The organism is Marinococcus sp. LNHM4E3-1, from assembly GCF_056034405.1.
In genome coordinates this window covers 1-18,703 of record NZ_JBQLID010000019.1, presented here as the reverse complement: position 1 = coordinate 18,703, position 18,703 = coordinate 1, and the positions used below count along the sequence as shown (strand labels likewise).

18 protein-coding genes are annotated in these 18,703 nt (G+C 45.7%); 12 read left to right on the top strand and 6 right to left on the bottom strand.

What is annotated here, in order from left to right:
* Positions 1–89 precede the first annotated feature (89 nt).
* The gene (locus ACTRXI_RS15065) at positions 90–527 is read left to right on the top strand and encodes a hypothetical protein (RefSeq protein WP_474263847.1); all 438 of its coding nucleotides are present in this window, start codon (positions 90–92) and stop codon (positions 525–527) included.
* A 30-nt stretch (positions 528–557) separates the two neighbouring features.
* On the opposite strand, the gene ACTRXI_RS15060 is transcribed toward ACTRXI_RS15065, so the two are convergent.
* Positions 558–2,033, bottom strand: coding sequence for an aminotransferase class I/II-fold pyridoxal phosphate-dependent enzyme (locus ACTRXI_RS15060; RefSeq protein WP_474263845.1), 1,476 nt, complete (start codon positions 2,031–2,033; stop codon positions 558–560).
* Between the two features lie 122 nt (positions 2,034–2,155).
* On the opposite strand from ACTRXI_RS15060, the gene ACTRXI_RS15055 reads away from it, so the two are divergent.
* The gene (locus ACTRXI_RS15055; protein ID WP_474263843.1) at positions 2,156–2,446 is read left to right on the top strand and encodes a UPF0223 family protein; all 291 of its coding nucleotides are present in this window, start codon (positions 2,156–2,158) and stop codon (positions 2,444–2,446) included.
* 14 nt (positions 2,447–2,460) lie between these two features.
* Here ACTRXI_RS15055 and ACTRXI_RS15050 read toward each other — a convergent pair whose 3' ends face one another.
* Positions 2,461–3,087, bottom strand: a complete 627-nt coding sequence (locus ACTRXI_RS15050; protein WP_474263841.1) for a YktB family protein — start codon at positions 3,085–3,087, stop codon at positions 2,461–2,463.
* Between the two features lie 371 nt (positions 3,088–3,458).
* Between ACTRXI_RS15050 and ACTRXI_RS15045 the strand changes: the two genes are divergently transcribed.
* Together ACTRXI_RS15045 and ACTRXI_RS15040 are read left to right on the top strand one after the other, a co-directional pair.
* Positions 3,459–3,647 carry a hypothetical protein gene (locus ACTRXI_RS15045; protein WP_022792649.1) on the top strand — a complete coding sequence of 63 codons (189 nt, stop codon included), beginning with the start codon at positions 3,459–3,461 and terminating at the stop codon, positions 3,645–3,647.
* 128 nt (positions 3,648–3,775) lie between these two features.
* Complete coding sequence (locus ACTRXI_RS15040) at positions 3,776–4,567, top strand: inositol monophosphatase family protein (RefSeq protein ID WP_474263839.1); 792 nt, start codon at positions 3,776–3,778, stop codon at positions 4,565–4,567.
* A gap of 20 nt (positions 4,568–4,587) precedes the next feature.
* Here ACTRXI_RS15040 and ACTRXI_RS15035 read toward each other — a convergent pair whose 3' ends face one another.
* Complete coding sequence (locus ACTRXI_RS15035) at positions 4,588–4,761, bottom strand: DUF5325 family protein (RefSeq protein ID WP_474263837.1); 174 nt, start codon at positions 4,759–4,761, stop codon at positions 4,588–4,590.
* Positions 4,762–5,070: 309 nt separating this feature from the next.
* Between ACTRXI_RS15035 and typA the strand changes: the two genes are divergently transcribed.
* On the top strand, positions 5,071–6,906 hold the full coding sequence (gene typA / locus ACTRXI_RS15030; protein ID WP_474263835.1) for a translational GTPase TypA: 1,836 nt from the start codon (positions 5,071–5,073) through the stop codon (positions 6,904–6,906).
* A gap of 91 nt (positions 6,907–6,997) precedes the next feature.
* Here typA and ACTRXI_RS15025 read toward each other — a convergent pair whose 3' ends face one another.
* A complete protein-coding gene (locus ACTRXI_RS15025; protein ID WP_462865405.1) occupies positions 6,998–7,198 on the bottom strand; it encodes a YlaI family protein in 201 nt (66 codons plus the stop codon).
* A 185-nt stretch (positions 7,199–7,383) separates the two neighbouring features.
* On the opposite strand from ACTRXI_RS15025, the gene ACTRXI_RS15020 reads away from it, so the two are divergent.
* Together ACTRXI_RS15020 and ACTRXI_RS15015 are read left to right on the top strand one after the other, a co-directional pair.
* The gene (locus ACTRXI_RS15020) at positions 7,384–7,848 is read left to right on the top strand and encodes a pyridoxamine 5'-phosphate oxidase family protein (protein WP_462865164.1); all 465 of its coding nucleotides are present in this window, start codon (positions 7,384–7,386) and stop codon (positions 7,846–7,848) included.
* Between the two features lie 37 nt (positions 7,849–7,885).
* Positions 7,886–9,208: a PhoH family protein gene (locus ACTRXI_RS15015; RefSeq protein WP_022792655.1), complete on the top strand. Its 1,323-nt coding sequence runs from the start codon at positions 7,886–7,888 to the stop codon at positions 9,206–9,208.
* Positions 9,209–9,247: 39 nt separating this feature from the next.
* Here the strand turns inward: ACTRXI_RS15015 and ACTRXI_RS15010 are convergent, their stop codons facing one another.
* The gene (locus tag ACTRXI_RS15010; RefSeq protein WP_474263832.1) at positions 9,248–9,760 is read right to left on the bottom strand and encodes a peptidyl-prolyl cis-trans isomerase; all 513 of its coding nucleotides are present in this window, start codon (positions 9,758–9,760) and stop codon (positions 9,248–9,250) included.
* 216 nt (positions 9,761–9,976) lie between these two features.
* Between ACTRXI_RS15010 and ACTRXI_RS15005 the strand changes: the two genes are divergently transcribed.
* From ACTRXI_RS15005 to ACTRXI_RS14990, 4 genes are all read left to right on the top strand, one after another.
* Positions 9,977–10,252: an Fpa/YlaN family protein gene (locus tag ACTRXI_RS15005; RefSeq protein WP_094907905.1), complete on the top strand. Its 276-nt coding sequence runs from the start codon at positions 9,977–9,979 to the stop codon at positions 10,250–10,252.
* 292 nt (positions 10,253–10,544) lie between these two features.
* Positions 10,545–13,991 (top strand): pyruvate carboxylase, encoded by a 3,447-nt coding sequence (gene pyc / locus ACTRXI_RS15000; protein WP_474263829.1) that lies wholly within the window; start codon positions 10,545–10,547, stop codon positions 13,989–13,991.
* Positions 13,992–14,196: 205 nt separating this feature from the next.
* A complete protein-coding gene (locus ACTRXI_RS14995; RefSeq protein ID WP_474263827.1) occupies positions 14,197–15,624 on the top strand; it encodes a cryptochrome/photolyase family protein in 1,428 nt (475 codons plus the stop codon).
* A 3-nt stretch (positions 15,625–15,627) separates the two neighbouring features.
* The gene (locus tag ACTRXI_RS14990) at positions 15,628–16,797 is read left to right on the top strand and encodes a GNAT family N-acetyltransferase (RefSeq protein WP_474263825.1); all 1,170 of its coding nucleotides are present in this window, start codon (positions 15,628–15,630) and stop codon (positions 16,795–16,797) included.
* An 18-nt stretch (positions 16,798–16,815) separates the two neighbouring features.
* On the opposite strand, the gene ACTRXI_RS14985 is transcribed toward ACTRXI_RS14990, so the two are convergent.
* Entirely contained in the window at positions 16,816–17,715 is a 900-nt protein-coding gene (locus tag ACTRXI_RS14985) for a COX15/CtaA family protein (RefSeq protein ID WP_474263823.1), read from the bottom strand.
* A 252-nt stretch (positions 17,716–17,967) separates the two neighbouring features.
* Here ACTRXI_RS14985 and ACTRXI_RS14980 point away from each other — a divergent pair, with 252 nt between their 5' ends.
* Entirely contained in the window at positions 17,968–18,522 is a 555-nt protein-coding gene (locus ACTRXI_RS14980; RefSeq protein WP_474263821.1) for a DUF420 domain-containing protein, read from the top strand.
* Positions 18,523–18,703 lie beyond the last annotated feature (181 nt).

Below are 18,703 nucleotides of genomic sequence, written 5' to 3'. Positions count from 1 at the left end.
GTCGAATTTTGTTGAAAATTTTTAATGGGCACCATATTAATGCTATATTGATTAAAAATGAATAGGATTCACACGAAGGGGGAACATCTATGGACCATTCTGCACTATATGATGAAATAAGGCTGCACGTAGGTCTTGCCCATGATTATTCCATAACGCCTGAAGGCTTCCTTCATGATGTTATGAATGCATTTCAAAAATACTGGCCGCATAAAGACCTGATTTCGCTGTACGTTAATAAATGGACGCATTTTGAATGGCAGGACGGAGACGTGCATCCGGTATTTACGAAAGAAATGGATATTCAAAACGGTCTTTTGCTTCTGGCAGATATAGAAAGAACAGTGTTTTGCTGCAGGGAAGAAGGAATGTATCACTGGATGCTTCCGTTTTATGATAATGAAGTATTTGCCGGGGGAATTATTGTTTCAAGAGAGGCAGAGATGAAAGAGCTGGAAAAAGAAGAAGTATGGCTTCTCGAAGAAATTATGTCTTTCATTAATGCCAAGCTGCCCCATTATATGTAAAAGCAAAAAAAGCAGCCGCGGCTGCTTTTTTTATTGAATCGGCTTTTGCTCCTGGATGACACGTACAGTTTGAAGAGAAGGGTCTTCGGGACCCTGGACTGGGAGGCCTGCTGCTGCGTTAGCCTGAATGTACGTTAAATTTTCCTGGGTAATAATTTCGCCTGGAAGAAGCACCGGGATGCCCGGCGGGTAGATCATAATAAATTCTGCGATAATCCGGCCGGCGCTTTCTGAAAGTGCAATTGTCTCTTTTTCGGCGTAGAATGCATCACGGGGAGCAATGGATAGTGTCGGGATAGACGGAAGCTTTAATACTGCCGGAGCCGTGTAGGACTCAGGAGCATAATACTCCCGGGCGAGATCCTTCATTGCCTGTACAAGAAGCGATGCTTCTTTTTTTGTATCGCCAAAGCTGATAATGCATAGAATGTTATACAAATCAGAGAGCTCTACTTCAATACGATAATGCTTTCGCAGCCATTTTTCAGCTTCATAGCCATTGATGCCAAGCTGTTGAACAGAAATTAACAGCTTTGTCGGATCCATGGCGGTGACAGTGTTCTGTTCAAGCATTTCAGCGCCCGCACAGTAGAGGCCGTTAATGGAATTAATAGAGGCTCTGGCTTCTTCAGCGAGTTCAAGCGTATTTTCTATCAGCCTGTGTCCCTTTAAAGCAAGCTGTCTGCGTGCAGTGTCGAGCGAGGCCAGAAGTGGATACGACGTAGATGTTGTAGTCAGCATGCTGAAGACCGCCTGAACGTGAGCAATGGAAACCCGGGGGCCCTGGACATTTAATACAGAGCTCTGGGTCATTGATCCCCCGAGCTTATGCACGCTTGTAGCAGCCATGTCAGCACCCGCCTCCATGGCTGAAGGAGGAAGGCTTTCGTGGAAATGAATGTGCACTCCGTGAGCTTCATCGACCAGGACTGGTACATCGTACTGGTGAGCGGTTTCTGCAATGGCACCCAGGTCGGAGGAAAAACCGAAATATGTCGGGTTAATCACAAGCAGGGCTTTCGCATCAGGATGCCTGTCGAGAGCATGCTGTGTTGTTAAAGGTGTAATACCGTGCGAAATACCGAACTCTTCATCGAGCGCCGGATACATAAATACCGGGACGGCTCCTGAAAAAATGATCGCATTCATAATCGATTTGTGCACATTTCTCGGAACGAGAATTTTGTCTCCCGGAGCACAAACAGATAAGATCATCGTCATAATGGCACCGCTTGTTCCCTGAACAGAAAAAAAGGTATAGTCGGCACCGAAGGCTTCTGCGGCAAGCTTCTGTGCTTCATCAATAACGCCGGAAGGGTGATGCAGATCATCAAGCGGTTCGATATTAATTAAGTCCATATTTAATATATTACTGCCGATAAATTCACGAAACTCTTCATCCATTCCAGTGCCGTTTTTGTGCCCGGGGATGTGGAAAGGCACGGGCTGCGCCTGGATATGCTCTTTTAATTTAGTGAATATCGGAGTAAGCTGCTGTCTGTTCATATGTGTCCCTCCAATGCGTTCAAAAACATTCAAATTATAGCAGATTTCCTGCCGTCAATAAATAACTTTGTGAGACGTTCCGGCCGGGATTTGCTAGAATATTACCGAAGGGGGAAGCAGCGATGAAAGAAAATGTTAATATACCCATCTCCATGGAGTGGACTACACAGGAAATTATCGATGTGACCACGTTTTTTCAAGTGATTGAAACAGCACACGGTAAAGCTGTGCCCCGGGAGGATATTTTAGAACTGTATGGGAAATTTAAAGAAATCGTGCCGAGTAAAAGCGAGGAAAAGCAGATGTTCCGCCAGTTTGATGAGGATGCTGAAGTGAATTGCTGGAAAACGGTGCAGGCGGCAAAAAAAGCAGAAGCAGGGGAAAAAATTAATATGACCGGGCGCTCAGAATAGAGCGTCCGGCATTTTTATACTGTCTGCAATGACAGCTGATATAAAGGAAGGAGTTCCCTGAATGTACTATAAATATAATCGTACGTTTCATCTTCGTTCCAGGAAGCAGCCGTTTCTGCATCAAACTGACGGCCAATCAGAAGTTCTGCTTTTTTTACATCCCTTACACGCTCAAGGGTGTGAATGACCTTATCCTTATTTTCATGAATAAAGAATGCGTCCGGTTTCGTATGGTCCGGGGAAATTTTATAGTCGTCCGGAAGGGAAGTAAGCTGAGAGAGGCGGTCGAGATACTTTTCACCGATATCCGCTTTTTCCGGTACTTCGTACATGTGAGTCAGCCAGGCGAATAAATGGTCATCAAAAAGTCCGACCTGGAAATGAGGATGCTTTTTGTAGCCTCTTTTATCCGGGGCAATACCGAACCAGGTGCTCTCCGGAGGATGCACAGAACGTCTGGCATGTTTTGCAATATGAGTAAACAATTCTTCGCCCGTATCTGTGGAAAGATCTTCAGCCAGCGGTTCTGCCAGGCGGGAAAAAACTGGTTGAATGTCGTTCCGGATTTGAGTCATGCGGTTTTCAAGACCTTCTGCCTGCATAATAGTAAAATCATTTTTGGTGAAATGCTGTCTGCTCATGTAATGACTGCTCCTTTTTCAATTGGTCTGTCCTCAAGCATACTGAAAATCTGGGCCTCCGGCAACCAATTGAATCATGGAGAAAACGCAATTATTTAAAAATACTGAAAATTTTTGTGTGTTTTTCTTGCGTTTCCGGTAAAAAGGTTTTATAATTCCAATAATCCTTAAAGAATAACGATTACTCAAGCGTTGCCAGTATATCGTTAGATACACAGGAAACACAGTAAGGAGAGACTGTTACAGAATATAATTTCTGAACAATAGAGATAGTTCTGTATCTTATATTTTCTGAACATTCTGAGAAGAATTGCCAGCGTCGTTAACTTTCAGCTCGAAACATTATTATTCCATTAAGGGGTGTGGGAAACTTGGAACAAGTAATTCAGGCGTTTAAACGTAGAGATGCAGAAGAACGAATCCCGGTACTGCGCTTAGAAATTGATTATGAACTGGTAACCCTTCATGACGCCATGGCAGAAGAAGATTTAACATCCATTCATGCCAGCAAATACCGCTTAGAGCAATTACGCCAGGAGTGGATTCGGCTGGAAGTATAATATAAAGTAAGAAGGTCCGGGCTGCATTACAGCAGTCCGGGCTTTTTTATGAAGAAATTGGTGCATAAATTTGCTGTATTGAGGGAACATAAACTCATATACATAAGGAAGAAGCGGAGAGGATTATAATGGAAGAGAATTGGTCAGCAATGCAGCAGAAGGCTGTACAATGGATACAGGAAGCCGGGGAGCTGCTACGCGCTTCCCTGAAGGAAAGCTTAATTATAGAAACAAAATCGAATCCAAATGATTTAGTCACAGAAATGGATTTCAAAATTGAGCGGCTGTTAACAAAAAAGATCATGGAGGAATACCCTGGTCATCGTATTTTAGGAGAAGAAGAAGCCGGAGCGGATATTATGGATACCGACGATATTATCTGGATTATAGATCCAATCGATGGAACGACGAATTTTGTACATCAGCAGTTTAATTTTGCTGTATCCCTGGCTGTTTTTGAAAATGGCATCGGCAAAGTTGGCATTGTCTATGATGTCATGGCAGACGAATGGTTTACCGCACTGGAAGGAAGAGGTGCGTACCGCAACGATGTCAAGCTGCCAAAGCTGAAGCCGGCAGAATTAAATGAATCAATTGTAGGTATTAACGCCAGGTGGATTAAAAACGAAAAAATTCCTTATGCCAGACAGATGCGTAATATTGTGGATGAATCAAGAAGCACCAGGGCCTATGGCTCTGCTGCAATTGAACTTTGCTATGTAGCATGCGGGCGTCTTGATTCCTATGTGAACCTGTGGCTTGCACCGTGGGATTTTGCCGGGGCAGAAGTGTTGTTAAGGGAAGTGGGGGCGGATATTTCGACGATCGATAACCAGCGGCCGTCAATGCTTGAAAAAGGCCCGTATCTGGCGGGCCGTCCGGCTCTGCAGGAAAAAATACGGGGGATGCTGAACAGCTGATCCCCCGTACTGATTTTTGGCTACGATGCAGAATTTGCTTTCAGCTTTCTGGCAAAATAAAAGGCTGAGCACGTTACAGCGATGGATATAACAGCAATAATAATGGAAGCTTCGGCTATAGCAATCCCAATAGAGGCGATGCCAAAAATAGCTAACGCTGCAAGCAGCAGGTATAACCACTGTAGTTTTGTCATAGAGTCCCTTCTTCCTTTAAAATAATACTGTTATTATTTTATCGGCTTTGGAAAGAAAACTCAAATAAGTACAGCCGGCTTTGATTCAGGAATGGTTTATGTTATATTGAAGAAAGTAGTGTCTGTGATGGTAACTTGCCAGGCGGCGTTTCTTCAATGAAACCCGTCATATGTTATACTGACAATGTAAAATGTAAATGGTAGGAACTCAGATAAAAATGGCAATGAGAACCCTGGCTTTATGGAAGACGATCTCGTCGAGCGCCAGGGTTTGTTATGATTGCAGCAAGAGAATAGGAGAGATTTATAGTGACAGTTTTACGCAAAGATATTCGCAATATCGCGATTATTGCCCACGTTGACCACGGGAAAACAACCCTCGTCGACCAGCTTCTTCGTCAATCAGGAACATTTCGGGAAAATGAACAGGTAGACGAGCGGGCAATGGACACAAACGATATTGAAAAAGAACGCGGCATTACAATTCTGGCCAAAAACACAGCGGTGAAATACCATGATACGCGTATCAATATTCTTGATACTCCCGGCCACGCGGATTTTGGCGGGGAAGTTGAACGCATCATGAAAATGGTGGATGGCGTACTGCTTGTTGTAGACGCCTACGAGGGCTGCATGCCGCAGACGCGTTTTGTTTTGAAAAAAGCACTGGAGCAGAACTTAACCCCGGTGGTAGTAGTAAACAAAATCGACCGCGATATGGCCCGTCCGTCAGAAGTTGTGGATGAAGTGCTGGACCTGTTTATCGAGCTTGGAGCTAACGAAGACCAAATCGATTTTCCAGTTGTTTATGCTTCTGCTATTAACGGAACAGCCAGCGAAGATCCTGAACAACAGGACGAGGACATGGATGTTATTTTCCGCATGATTTCAGATAACGTGCCGGTTCCTTTTGATAACAGCGATGAGCCGTTCCAGTTCCAGATAGCGATGCTTGATTATAATGACTACCTTGGAAGAATCGGCGTAGGAAGAGTGTTCCGCGGGACGCTCCGGACAGGTGATCATGCCGCGCTGGTCAAGCTTGACGGTACGGTGAAAAAGTTCCGGATTTCCAAAATGTTTGGTTTCTTCGGTCTGAAAAAAGAAGAAATCAGCGAAGCCAAGGCAGGAGATCTCGTAGCTATTTCCGGAGTGGAAGATATCATGGTCGGAGAAACAATGTGCCCGGTCGATCATCAGGAAGCACTGCCGGTACTCCGTATTGACGAACCGACACTTCAAATGACTATTCTTGTGAACAACAGTCCGTTTGCCGGACGCGAAGGCTCTAAAATTACGAGCCGTAAAATTGAAGAGCGGCTGCTTACGCAGCTCGAAACCGACGTAAGTCTAAGGGTCGAGCAGACGGACAGTCCGGACGCATGGTTGATTTCCGGACGCGGTGAGCTTCACTTATCCATCTTAATTGAAAACCTGCGCCGCGAGGATTTTGAGCTCCAGGTATCCAAGCCGCAGGTAATCGTTAAAGAAGTGGACGGTGTACTCTGTGAACCGTATGAGCGTCTGCAGGTTGATGTGCCGGAAGACTATACCGGAGCGGTTATGGAGTCTCTCGGTGAGCGTAAAGGCGAAATGGAAAACATGGTCAATAAAGGCGATGGCCAGGTCCGGATCGATTTCATGATTCCATCCCGTGGTCTGGTTGGATATACGAACGAATTCCTATCCCAGACTAAAGGTTACGGTATCCTGAACCATACGTTTGAAGAATATCGTCCGTATATTAAAGAGCAGATTGGCGGCCGCCGTCAGGGAGTGCTCGTTTCCATGGAAAATGGAAAAGCGACTCCTTACAGTATGATGCAGCTTGAAGACCGCGGTACAATGTTTGTTGAACCGGGTACTGAAATTTACGAAGGCATGATTGTCGGCGAGCACAGCCGGGAAAATGATTTGGCTGTAAACGTTACAAAAGCGAAGCAGCAAACAAACGTGCGTTCAGCTAACAAAGATCAGACCGTAACGATGAAACGACCACGGATTCTAACACTTGAAGAAGCTCTTGAGTATTTAAACGCAGATGAGTACTGCGAAGTTACTCCGGATTCTATCCGCCTCAGAAAGAAAATTCTCCAAAAAGGCGAGCGCGAGCGCGAAGAAAAACGCCAGAGCGTTTCCAAATAATAAAAATTCCGGCTGCAGTTTTTACTGCAGCCGGAATTTTTATTTTAGAAAACATTTAATTGAAAAGCGGTGGAGCTGTATGATGCCGCTATTACCAGTTGTTATTTTTCACCGGATCCCGGTACAGATGGAAATGGCCGGTAGCCTTTCGCTCATTCGTCCGGTTAGTAATGCGTTCATGGCATTCGGGGCACATATACGTGTGAATCGGCCGGTTCCGAATTTTTTTTGCTTCCGGATTTTCATCGTCCAATTTATGAATTTCATCGCAGATTACGCACTTTACGCGCATCATTTCGTTTCACCTCTGCTTTGCTCAGCCAAAAGATATGCATCAAGTATAACACGGGCGCTGCTTTGAGAACAGAACGAGCCTTAGATGAATGAAACAGAAAAAAATAAACGGAGAAATCCGAAAAAGAATGGACAAATTTTCTGATCAAAATGGTACTATTATACATATAAGGGGGGATACATATGGCTAGTCGAGTATTTGACGAACTACCCGAAGAAATCGTCCATTTATTAAAGCAGGAACAATATGTGACGGTTTCTACTATCGAACCAAAAAGTTCCACCCCGGATGTTCACGCTGTTTCATGGGTTTATGCAGCTTCTCCGAGGATTCTCCGGTTTGCTGTTGATGCCCGGGCGTCTGCTGTGAAAAATCTGCGGGAGACACCTGGCATGGCAATGACTGTCATCGGCGGAGGCACTACGTATTCCATTGCAGGTAAAGGAAAAATTTTAACAACTGAAGTAAGTGGAATTTCTTTTCCGCTTGCGCTTATAGAAGTGGATGTTGTGGAAGTGAAGGACGTAATGTTCTATGGATCAAAAATGCTCCGCGGACCGGTGTTTGAAAAGACATATGACCCGGAAGCGGCGGAAGAGTTAGACAATAAAGTACTTGAAGCTATGAGGAACATAAACGGAATATAATATCCCGATAGAGATAAGATAGGGGGAAGCACCTTATATGAAAAAAATTTACGTTTTAGATACGAACGTACTGCTCCAGGATCCCCAGGCAATTTATCAGTTTGATGAACATCATGTCGTAATTCCAGCTGTAGTATTGGAAGAAATTGATTCCAAAAAGCGATTAATGGATGAACTTGGAAGGAATGCGAGAGAAACAGCAAGAATTTTGGACCGCTTCCGTGGAAAGGGCAGACTGCATGAAGGAGTTCCTCTTGGTTCAGGAGGCACACTGCGTGTGGAACTGAATCACCGTTCGTATGAAAGCATGAAAGATACCTTTATCGAGGTAACCAATGACAACCGAATTTTGGCAGTGGCTCAAAATTTAAAGGACGAATACGAGCTGATGGGAGATTACCATGTTGTCATTATCAGCAAAGATGCTCTTGTGCGCGTGAAAGCAGATGCACTCGGCATAACGGCCGAAGACTTTCTGAATGACCGTGTCACTCAATATGACAATATTTACAAAGGGCATCAGACGCTGACGGTGGACAGGCCGCTGCTTGACGCTTTTTTCGAGGAAGGCTCACTGGCCTCTGAAGAAGTTTCGGAAGAAGGCTTCTGCCCTCATGAATTTCTCATTTTAAGAGACGCCCTGAGCAGCTCTTCGGCTCTTGCAAAAGTTGATGAATCCGGAAAAAGAATTCGCAAATTTACTTCCGATATCGACCATGTATGGGGCATCCGCCCGAAAAATGTGGAACAGAAGATGGCGCTTGAGCTGCTGCTCAGAGAAGACATCCCGCTTGTGACGTTAACCGGACGGGCAGGAACTGGAAAGACCCTGTTAACTCTAGCGGCCGGTTTGCTGCAGATTGAAGATATGGAGCGTTACCATAAGCTTTTGGTGGCAAGGCCTGTCGTGCCGCTTGGGAAGGATATAGGGTATCTACCGGGAGAAAAGGATGAAAAGCTGCGTCCCTGGATGCAGCCTATCTACGATAACCTGGAGTATTTATTTAATGCCAAGAAGCCCGGAGAGCTCGATTCCATTCTCGCCGGAATGGGGTCAATCCAAGTGGAAGCTTTAACTTATATCCGAGGGCGCAGCATTCCAGATCAGTATATTATTATTGATGAAGCCCAAAACCTGACAAAGCATGAAGTGAAAACGATACTGACAAGGGTAGGGGAAGGCAGTAAAATTGTTTTTCTCGGCGACCCGGCTCAGATCGACCATCCGTATCTTGATGAACTGAACAATGGACTCGCTTATGTGGTTGAAATGTTTAAAAACCAAGGAATCAGCGGGCATGTAAAACTGGAAAAAGGGGAACGCTCCGGCCTTGCCCAGCTTGCAGCAGATATATTATAAAGAAACGACAGCTGGGGTTGCTCCAGCTGTCATTTCTGATTATTTTACCCGGAACCCTGTCACGTGCCGAATAGGATCGGCTTTATTAGATCCGTCGCCGTAATAAATATGGACCGGTCCGTCTTCTTTCAACGGGCTTCCTTTATGGGAAAAGGCTAAGATAAAATTTTTCGCTTCCTCGAGAGACACGAGATGAGTTTGTGCTTCAGTTTCCACAACGACGTGGCTGGCATCTTCTTTCGGTTCGGCGTTCTCCAAAAACGGCTCAAATCTGATGCCAAATGAGCCATTAATGATAGCTTCTTTTTTATTGCGTACCTTATTGGTGCGTCCCCGGCCAGGATCCGGATCCGGAGCGTTGGATCCTTCCTCGCGGTCTCTTGCAAATCTTCTGGCTGTATGATCAGCTTCCGTGGAAGGCTGTTCTTCAGCGGAGGGATCGGTATCAAAATACGTATCGAGATCAATTTTACGGTCGTCAAAGATCCAGGTAGTAGGATCGAGGGTGATTGGGAAATGAACATTTCCCTGAATCATTACAATGAAATTCATGAGGAACTCCTCCAATTTAATAACTGCTGATAGGAACTGGTTTTTATGCTACCACAACCGGGTAATAGAGAAAAAGCAGAAGCTATTGCTGCCCCCGGAGGTTATGGCATATAGTCTGAAGAATCAAGATTTTATACGCAAACCATCTTGCTTTTTTTTTAATGAACAGATAAGATGAATAGAAGGAGTCAGCTTGTAGGAGGGATTGCCTTGAGCATGAGGGCAGCAACAGAACATAGTGAGAAAGCGTATGCTTTATTAAAAGCAGATGCTGAGAAAATTAGAAAACTTATTGAAGTACAGATGGACAACCTGACAATGCCTCAATGCCCGCTTTACGAAGAGGTGCTTGATACACAAATGTTTGGCCTTTCAAGAGAAATTGATTTTGCCATTCGTTTGAATCTCATCGACGAACATACCGGTAAACAAATTCTTTCTGAACTCGAACGGAAACTTGCTGCTTTTCATGAAGCAACAGTCGGTGGATGAGCCAAGCTATTCTAATTGAATAGCTTGGTTTTTTTACAAACAGCTATATTTTTAATTAAAAGTTTTACGCGGATGAAAAACAGGGTAAAGAAACGTTACGCAGGAGCCGCCCATAATCAAAATAGGCATAAATTTTTAAAAAATGAGAATATTACTTTGACAGATGGCCTGGTTCTTGCGTATGATAATTTATATTTAGAATTATCAGTTATTGAAGATAATTCTGATTGAACCTATCGGGATAAGATAGATACATCCTGCAGGAGATGCATTAGATAAGAGGAGGAGAAGGATGAACGGTCTAGAGAATATTAAAAAGGTATTAGTAGCAAACCGCGGTGAAATTGCTATACGCATATTTCGGGCGTGCACCGAATTACATATACGCACCGTGGCTATTTATTCCAATGAAGATGTAGGCGCCTTTCACCGTTATAAAGCAGATGAAGCATACTTAGTTGGCGAAGGGCAGAAGCCGATCGATGCATACCTGGATATTGAAGATATTATCCGTACGGCAAAAGAGAATGGTGTCGATGCTATACATCCAGGCTACGGTTTTCTTTCTGAAAATATTGATTTTGCCAGAAGGTGTGACGAAGAGGGCATCACCTTTATTGGGCCTGAGACCCGTCACCTGGAAATGTTCGGTGATAAAGTTAAAGCAAGAGAAACAGCTATCGCTGCCGATCTACCTGTTATTCCGGGAAGTGACGGGCCGGTAGACAGTGTAGAGGAAGTAAAAGATTTTACTGACAAGCACGGCTTCCCGATCATGATTAAAGCTTCCCTTGGCGGCGGCGGGCGCGGCATGCGTATCGTCCGAGATGCGGAATCCCTGGAGGATGCTTACGACCGGGCGAAATCCGAAGCAAAATCTGCTTTTGGCAACGACATTGTTTACGTTGAAAAATTCGTGGAAAATCCAAAGCATATCGAAGTACAGGTGCTCGGTGATAAAGCAGGAAACGTTATACATTTATACGAGCGGGACTGCTCCATTCAGCGCCGTCACCAGAAGGTAGTGGAGGTAGCACCGAGTATTGCGCTCGATGAGTCGCTGCGGGAACGTATTTGCGATGCAGCTGTTCAGCTCGCTAAAAATATTGAATATGTGAACGCGGGTACGGTAGAGTTTCTCGTAAACGATAAGGGTGAGTTCTTCTTCATTGAAGTGAACCCGCGTGTTCAGGTGGAGCACACAATCACAGAAATGATTACCGGCGTGGACATCGTTCAGTCCCAGCTGAAAATTGCTGATGGGGGCACGCTGCACGACGACTCCATAGATATTCCGGAGCAAAAGGATATTAAAACGTTCGGGTATGCTATTCAGTCCCGGGTGACCACGGAGGATCCTGCGAATGATTTCATGCCGGATACCGGACGCATCATGGCTTACCGTTCAAGCGGCGGCTTTGGGGTGAGACTGGACGCTGGTAACGGTTTCCAGGGCGCGATCATTTCCCCGTATTACGATTCGCTGCTCGTGAAGGTATCCACATGGGCACGTACGTTTGAAGGAGCTTCTGAAAAAATGCTCCGGAACCTGCGGGAATTCCGGATCCGGGGTATTCGTACAAACATTCCGTTTCTGGAAAATGTCGTCCAGCACGATAAGTTCATTAACGGGACCTATGACACCTCCTTTATTGATTCGAGTCCAGAGCTGTTTGTATTCCCGGTGCGTCAGGACCGGGGTACGAAAATGCTCACATTTATCGGTGAGACAATTGTAAACGGGTACCCAGGGCTTGAAAATACACCAAAGCCAACGCTCAACAAGCCGGTAGTGCCAAAGATCGATAAGAAAAAACCGATACCGAGAGGAACGAAGCAGATTCTCGATGAACAGGGACCGGAGGGGCTTGCGAACTGGGTGAAGGAGCAGAACGAAGTGCTTTTGACCGATACCACGTTCCGCGACGCCCACCAGTCGCTGCTTGCTACCAGGGTCCGAAGCGACGATCTGAAGCGTATCGCAGAGCCGACCTCCCGGATGCTCCCTAACTTATTCTCCTCGGAGATGTGGGGCGGAGCCACCTTTGATGTGGCCATGCGTTTTCTGCATGAAGATCCGTGGACCCGGCTGATTGAACTTCGTGAGCGTATGCCGAACACGCTTCTGCAGATGCTTTTCCGCTCTTCAAACGCTGTCGGATACAAAAACTATCCGGATAACCTGATTAAAGAATTTGTTCATAAATCAGCACATGCCGGTATCGATGTGTTCCGTATCTTTGATTCTCTTAACTGGCTGAAAGGCATGACGCTTACGATTGATGAAGTGCGCCAGACAAACAAAATTGCTGAGGCAGCTATGTGTTATACAGGGGATATTCTCGATCCGAAACGGGAAAAATATGACCTGAAATACTATAAGAATCTTGCAAAAGAGCTTGAAAACGCTGGCGCCCACATTCTGGGCATCAAGGATATGGCAGGCCTGTTAAAGCCGGAAGCCGCGTACCAGCTTGTCTCTGAACTAAAAGATTCGATTTCCATCCCAGTTCACCTGCATACGCATGACACGAGCGGCAATGGTATTTTCACATATGCCCGCGCCGTTGAAGCAGGAGTGGATATTGTGGATGTGGCTGAAAGCTCCATGGCAGGTCTTACTTCCCAGCCAAGCGCAGACGGTCTGTACTATGCCCTGTCCGGAAATAAGCGCCAGCCGAAGATTGATGTTGGCGCCCTGCAGGAGCTCAGTGACTTCTGGGATACGACCCGTGAATACTACCAGGGATTTGAAAGCGGCATGCGTTCGCCTGCACCTGAGGTATATGAACACGAAATGCCGGGCGGTCAGTACAGCAATCTGCAGCAGCAGGCTAAAGCGGTAGGCCTTGGCGACCGCTGGCGTGAAGTTAAAAAAATGTACCGCCGTGTGAATGACATGTTTGGAGATGTTGTAAAAGTAACACCGTCGTCGAAAATTGTCGGGGATATGGCACTGTATATGGTTCAAAACGATCTGACAGAAGAAGACGTGTACGATAACGGCCAGAACCTCGATTTCCCGGACTCCGTAGTGGAATTCTTCCAGGGGTATTTAGGGCAGCCGCACCAGGGCTTCCCGGAAAAACTTCAAAAAATTATTTTGAAGGACCGTACTCCTATTACGAACCGTCCGGGTGAAAACCTCGAACCGGTCGACTTTAAAGCTATTGAAGAAGAGCTCTTTAATACACTCGACCGGCCAGTGACGAGCCATGATATGATTTCCTATGCGATGTATCCAAAAGTATACATGGAGTTTGAACAGTTCCGTCAAAGCTTCAGTGATGTGTCTGTGCTGGATACACCGACATTTTTCTACGGGCTGGAGCTCGGAGAGACAGTGGAAGTGGAAATTGAAAAAGGAAAGACGCTGATCGTGAAGCTCATCTCTGTATCAGAGCCGGATGAAACGGGTCATAGAAACGTGTATTTTGAATTGAACGGACAATCCCGTGAAGTAGTTGTGAAGGATAAAAACGCTAAAGTGGATGCCAGCGTGCGTCCGAAAGTAGACAAATCAAATCCTAACCAAATCGGAGCGACGATGCCTGGAACTGTGCTGAAAACCTCTGTAAAAGAGGGAGATGAAGTGACTAAAGGCGACCAGCTCATGATTACGGAAGCAATGAAGATGGAAACAACCGTGCAGGCGCCATTTGATGGAAAAATTAAAGGCGTGTATGTAGGAAATAATGAACCGATTGAATCGGGAGATCTTCTTATCGAATTTGAATAACAGTTAAAAAAGATCGGCCGGCGGGCCGGTCTTTTTTTATGATGAATACAAAAAGCGAAAGTGATTTCTTCTCAGCGCTGAGAGGATATTTCTGAAAGGAAAAATCTGTCGAAAAGGATGTTTTCTTCAGGAAAAAGCGTAAAATAAACGGAAAAAAGGTATAGAATTGAAGAGGAAGCATTAGGGTGTAAAAGGAGCGGAGTGTATGACTGAAGTAAGTGCTTTATGGATGCGAAGGGATTTAAGGTTAACAGATAACCGGGCAATGTATGAAATGCAGCGGTGGGTGGAAGCCGAAGGAGGCAGGCAGTGGTTTTTAGTTTTTCATCTTGATCCAGACTTTTATGAATATTCGTGCCCTCATCATGATTATTTTTTTCAAAATCTAGAAAAATTTCGTAAAGAATGCGATGATCAACATATACAATTATATTTTCTGCACGGTCCAGCGAATGAGGCTTTCACGTACTTAAAAGAAAAAGTTCCGGCGCTTGCGCATTTATTTTTTAATGAAGATGAAGCACCGCAAGCGGCCCGGCGGGACGAGCAGGTATTAAAAGAAATGGAGCAGAAAAACGTAGAAGCACATGTCTATAAAGATGCTCATTTTCATCGCTCCGATGAAGTGCAGAAAAAAGACGGAGGATTCTATTCCGTCTATACTCCTTATTATCGTGCCTGGCGTCAGCTTGAAAAAGAACAGCCGTATGAATGCAGACTCGATCGTATTATCAGCAAGCAGGCGCGTCTGGAACTGCCGCAAAAGGCTGCTTATAATAAGCTGTCTTCTTATTTGAACAATAACAAAAAGACGTGGGAGCGCACTGCGGAGAAAGACGGGCGGGAACGGCTGGAAACGTTTGTAGAGGAAATTGCCCCGGAGTATCATGAAACGAACAATGCCCTTTCGAGTGACGGAACGAGCCGGCTTTCTGCCTACTTAAAAACCGGCCGGCTGTCAGTTCGGACGATTTATCAAGCCCTTTCAGAGCAGCTTGAAGAGGGGAACCCCGGGGCTGAAGCTTTTGTCAGTGAACTGGCCTGGAGAGATTATTACAATATGATTCACGCCACACGTCCTGAGCTGAAAAACAAGGAGCTGAAAGAGGCGTACCGGAATCTGCCGTGGGAGTATGATAAAAAAAGACTGCAGACGTGGAAGGAAGGCCGTACCGGCTATCCGATTGTAGACGCCTGTATGCGGCAGTTAAATGAAATAGGCTGGATGCATAACCGCGGAAGAATGATTGCTGCTTCCTTTTTAACTAAGGATTATTTGATCGACTGGAGAGAAGGGGAAAGGTATTTTGCTGAAAGGCTGATTGATTATGATCCTTCTTCCAATGCCGGGGGATGGCAGTGGGCTGCGTCTACTGGTACAGATGCGGTACCGTACTTCCGCGTCTTTTCTCCAGTGAGGCAGAGTGAACGTTTTGACCCGCAGGGCGATTATATTCGTGAATATGTGCCGGAGCTGCAGTCAGTTCCAAAAAAATATATTCATACTCCGTGGAAAATGAGTGAAAAGCAGCAGCGGGAGTACGGCTGTATCCTTGGAGAGGACTACCCGGAGCCTGAGGTGGACCACTCGGTACAGCGAAAGAAAGCAATTGAAATGTTTAAAGGAGAGTAAGCCATGGACATTCGCCGTATGAAAAAATCAGAAATTGATCAGAGCCTGGATCTGGCCCAATATGCTTTTCAAATTCATTTAACAGAAGAACAGCGCCGGGAGAGGCGGCGGACTATCGTTCCCCAGGATAACTGGGTCGCGGTCGAACGGGGCAAGGTCCTCTCTAAAGTAGCTATTTTTCCCACGGTAGTTTACCTGGGGGATGTAAAAATGCCGATGGGAGGAATTTCCGGTGTGGCAACATGGCCGGAAAAGCGCCGGGGCAGCCTGGTGCGTTCATTGCTGAAGGAAGCACTGGTGGATTTGAGGGACCGGGGGGTTCCGATCTCGATGCTTTATCCATTTTCGACTTCCTTTTACCGGAAATTCGGCTGGGAGGTGTTCTGTGATACCAAGCACTGGACGGTGACGAAAAACGAGCTTCCGGATACTGGGGAGCCTGAAAAAGGCAGTATTCGCCGAATCTACCAGCAGGACTGGCAGATTCTCGACTATATCTATCAGAAGTGGGCGAAACAATATGCCGGCATGATTGCGCGGTCTGAACAGTGGTGGAAAAACCGGACGCTTCAGCGAAAAAAAGGAAATGCCGCTGTTTACACTGATGCGAATGGTTTTGACAGCGGGTACGTGCTGTATGAGGTAAAAGAGCAGCAGTTGACCGTGCATGAATTCGTGGCCTGGCATGAAGATGCCCGCAGAGAATTGTGGCGGTTTTTGGCGAATCACGATTCCATGATTGAAACCGCTAAAATTTCTCCAGTTATTGATGATCCCAGCCGTTATCTGCTGCCGGAGCCGAAAATTGAAGAAACGAGAAAAAGCTACTTTATGGCCAGGATTGTCGATGTATATCCATTTTTGCATCAGTATCCGTTGAATCTGCCGGTCGAGGAGTCTCTGGTGCTGCATGTGGAGGATGACTTCTGTGATTGGAACAATACGAGCTGGCAGCTGTATAAATCGAAAGAGGGCCGGACAGAAATTAAAGAAGTTCTCTCAAACCGCACCGGCATCGAACTTTCCATTAATACCTTAACCGCCATTGCTATGGGATATATCACTGTACGTGAAGCTGAGCGCACGTCGCTGGTGAAAGGAAATAAACAGCAGCTGGAGCTGCTTGACCGTGTTCTCCCGGGGTTCACTCCATTTATGTATGACTTTTTCTAATGCAAAAAAGCAGGCCCTTTAATGATGAAGGCCTGCTTCTTTCTGCTTGATGTTATTGGAGGTGCTGGTAAGCTCTGATGATGAAAGGGCGGGACGCCTTGTAATAATCACGAGCATATAGGTCATAATAGTGAAAATAATGCTGATTGTCAGCGCGTGAATAAGCACTGATGTTAAATGAGGCGCTCCGAAAAGGAGAGCGATACCTGCGCCTGCCTGAACGAGTATTAAAACGAATGTCATCACACTCATAGCAGCAAGGGAAGTGTAGGCCCTGAATCGTTTCAGCGTCCAAATCATCAGAACTGCGACGACAATCATGAGAGCGACAGCAGCACCGCGATGGATCCAGCCGGCCATCTCTGATCCGCCGGAGTGCTTCACGTAGGCGCCGGTATAGATGACGGCGTAGGAATAGACGATAGTAGCGATCAGATAACTGCGGTAGCCTTTCGTTACTTTAGGCTGCAGCGATGGCTTCTCGTTATCCTCAAATGCCAGTATTGTGAGCATGATAACTGTGGCAAGCGAAATGGCACTGATGCCAAAATGAAGCGCGAGCACGAGACTCGAGTTGCCCCAGATGACAGCGCCGGCTCCCATTAATCCCTGAAAGATAATAAACAATACAGCCATCAGCGCCATAAATTTTGTCTCCCGTAAGTGGGAAAGCTTCACGGACGACCAGATAGCCAGAATAATAACGAAAAGTCCCATCAGTCCTGACCAGAGCCGGTGGCTGTATTCAATGATAGTGGCGACGGCAGGGTTGGAAGGTACTACTTCCCCAAAGCAAAGCGGCCAGGTGGCACCGCAGCCTTCCCCGGACCCTGTGTTAGTCACCAGAGCTCCCTGCAGCAGTACAATAAGCATGCCGATGGAAGTAATGACGCCAAATATGCGTAGTCCCCAGTGCAAAATAAGTCACTCCTTCAATATAAATGCAATTAAAAATTCCACGTTTTCTTACATAATTAATCGTAGATTTCCAGCCTGAAAAAGTCAATTTTTAATACTGGTCCGCCCGTGAACAAATAATGAAATGTGAAAAATATGTGAAAGCAGCAATGGCAAAGAAAAAACGTTCACTGGATTGTTAATTCATGGCTCTGCAAAAAGCCCTGTGATTTAGTATAATATAACCGCTACCAGAGAAGAGGAGGAATATACGTGTCGCATTTAAAAGCCGAAGAACAGAAGCGAACTAATCGTACGCACACGTGGATCGTGATACTGCTCAGCGTAATTATCAACGGGCTCGTCACGGTTTTGATTTTTGTAGAAGGCGGCGGGCAGACATTTAACGGCTTCGATTTGACCATTCTGCCGATGATGAATGCAATATTTAACAGCTTTACGACTGTATTTTTACTCGGGGCTTTATACTTTATTTTAAGAAAAAATATTAAAATGCACCGCCGGTTTATATACGGGGCATTCTCGACCACCGCTCTTTTTCTCGTCACGTATCTGGCGTACCACAGCCTTGCATCGAGCACGTCCTACGGCGGGGAAGGAATCATTCAATATGTGTATTACTTTATTTTGATCTCTCACATTATTTTGGCAGCATTGATCGTGCCGCTTTCAATCTATACATTTTTAAAAGGCTTTACGTATCAGGTGCAGAAGCACCGTAAAATTGCCCGTTGGACGATGCCGCTTTGGCTGTATGTGAGCATTACCGGTGTAGTGGTTTATTTTATGATCGCTCCGTACTATTAAGAAAAAGGAAAGCCCCGGCGGCTTTCCTTCAGACTGTCGACAATGGCTCTAATTTTAGAGCGTGTCGGCAGTTTTTTATGCTATGATAAAAAGAAATAGCCTGGAAAGGGGTTATGGCGCATGATGAAGCGGAATGCGGAAGAAGCTCGTTACCGGGAAGCGACCATTCAGTTGGATCAGT

Bases quoted from the DNA above. Each gene is read 5' to 3' on its own strand.
- ACTRXI_RS15040 (WP_474263839.1), top strand. From the start codon at position 3,776: ATGGAAGAGAATTGGTCAGCAATGCAGCAGAAGGCTGTACAATGGATA.
- ACTRXI_RS14995 (WP_474263827.1), top strand. From the start codon at position 14,197: ATGACTGAAGTAAGTGCTTTATGGATGCGAAGGGATTTAAGGTTAACA.
- ACTRXI_RS15025 (WP_462865405.1), bottom strand. From the start codon at position 7,198: ATGCGCGTAAAGTGCGTAATCTGCGATGAAATTCATAAATTGGACGAT.
- ACTRXI_RS14990 (WP_474263825.1), top strand. From the start codon at position 15,628: ATGGACATTCGCCGTATGAAAAAATCAGAAATTGATCAGAGCCTGGAT.
- ACTRXI_RS15020 (WP_462865164.1), top strand. From the start codon at position 7,384: ATGGCTAGTCGAGTATTTGACGAACTACCCGAAGAAATCGTCCATTTA.
- ACTRXI_RS15015 (WP_022792655.1), top strand. From the start codon at position 7,886: ATGAAAAAAATTTACGTTTTAGATACGAACGTACTGCTCCAGGATCCC.
- ACTRXI_RS15065 (WP_474263847.1), top strand. From the start codon at position 90: ATGGACCATTCTGCACTATATGATGAAATAAGGCTGCACGTAGGTCTT.
- ACTRXI_RS15005 (WP_094907905.1), top strand. From the start codon at position 9,977: ATGAGGGCAGCAACAGAACATAGTGAGAAAGCGTATGCTTTATTAAAA.
- ACTRXI_RS15035 (WP_474263837.1), bottom strand. From the start codon at position 4,761: ATGACAAAACTACAGTGGTTATACCTGCTGCTTGCAGCGTTAGCTATT.
- pyc (WP_474263829.1), top strand. From the start codon at position 10,545: ATGAACGGTCTAGAGAATATTAAAAAGGTATTAGTAGCAAACCGCGGT.
- ACTRXI_RS15050 (WP_474263841.1), bottom strand. From the start codon at position 3,087: ATGAGCAGACAGCATTTCACCAAAAATGATTTTACTATTATGCAGGCA.
- ACTRXI_RS15055 (WP_474263843.1), top strand. From the start codon at position 2,156: ATGAAAGAAAATGTTAATATACCCATCTCCATGGAGTGGACTACACAG.
- ACTRXI_RS15060 (WP_474263845.1), bottom strand. From the start codon at position 2,033: ATGAACAGACAGCAGCTTACTCCGATATTCACTAAATTAAAAGAGCAT.
- ACTRXI_RS15010 (WP_474263832.1), bottom strand. From the start codon at position 9,760: ATGAATTTCATTGTAATGATTCAGGGAAATGTTCATTTCCCAATCACC.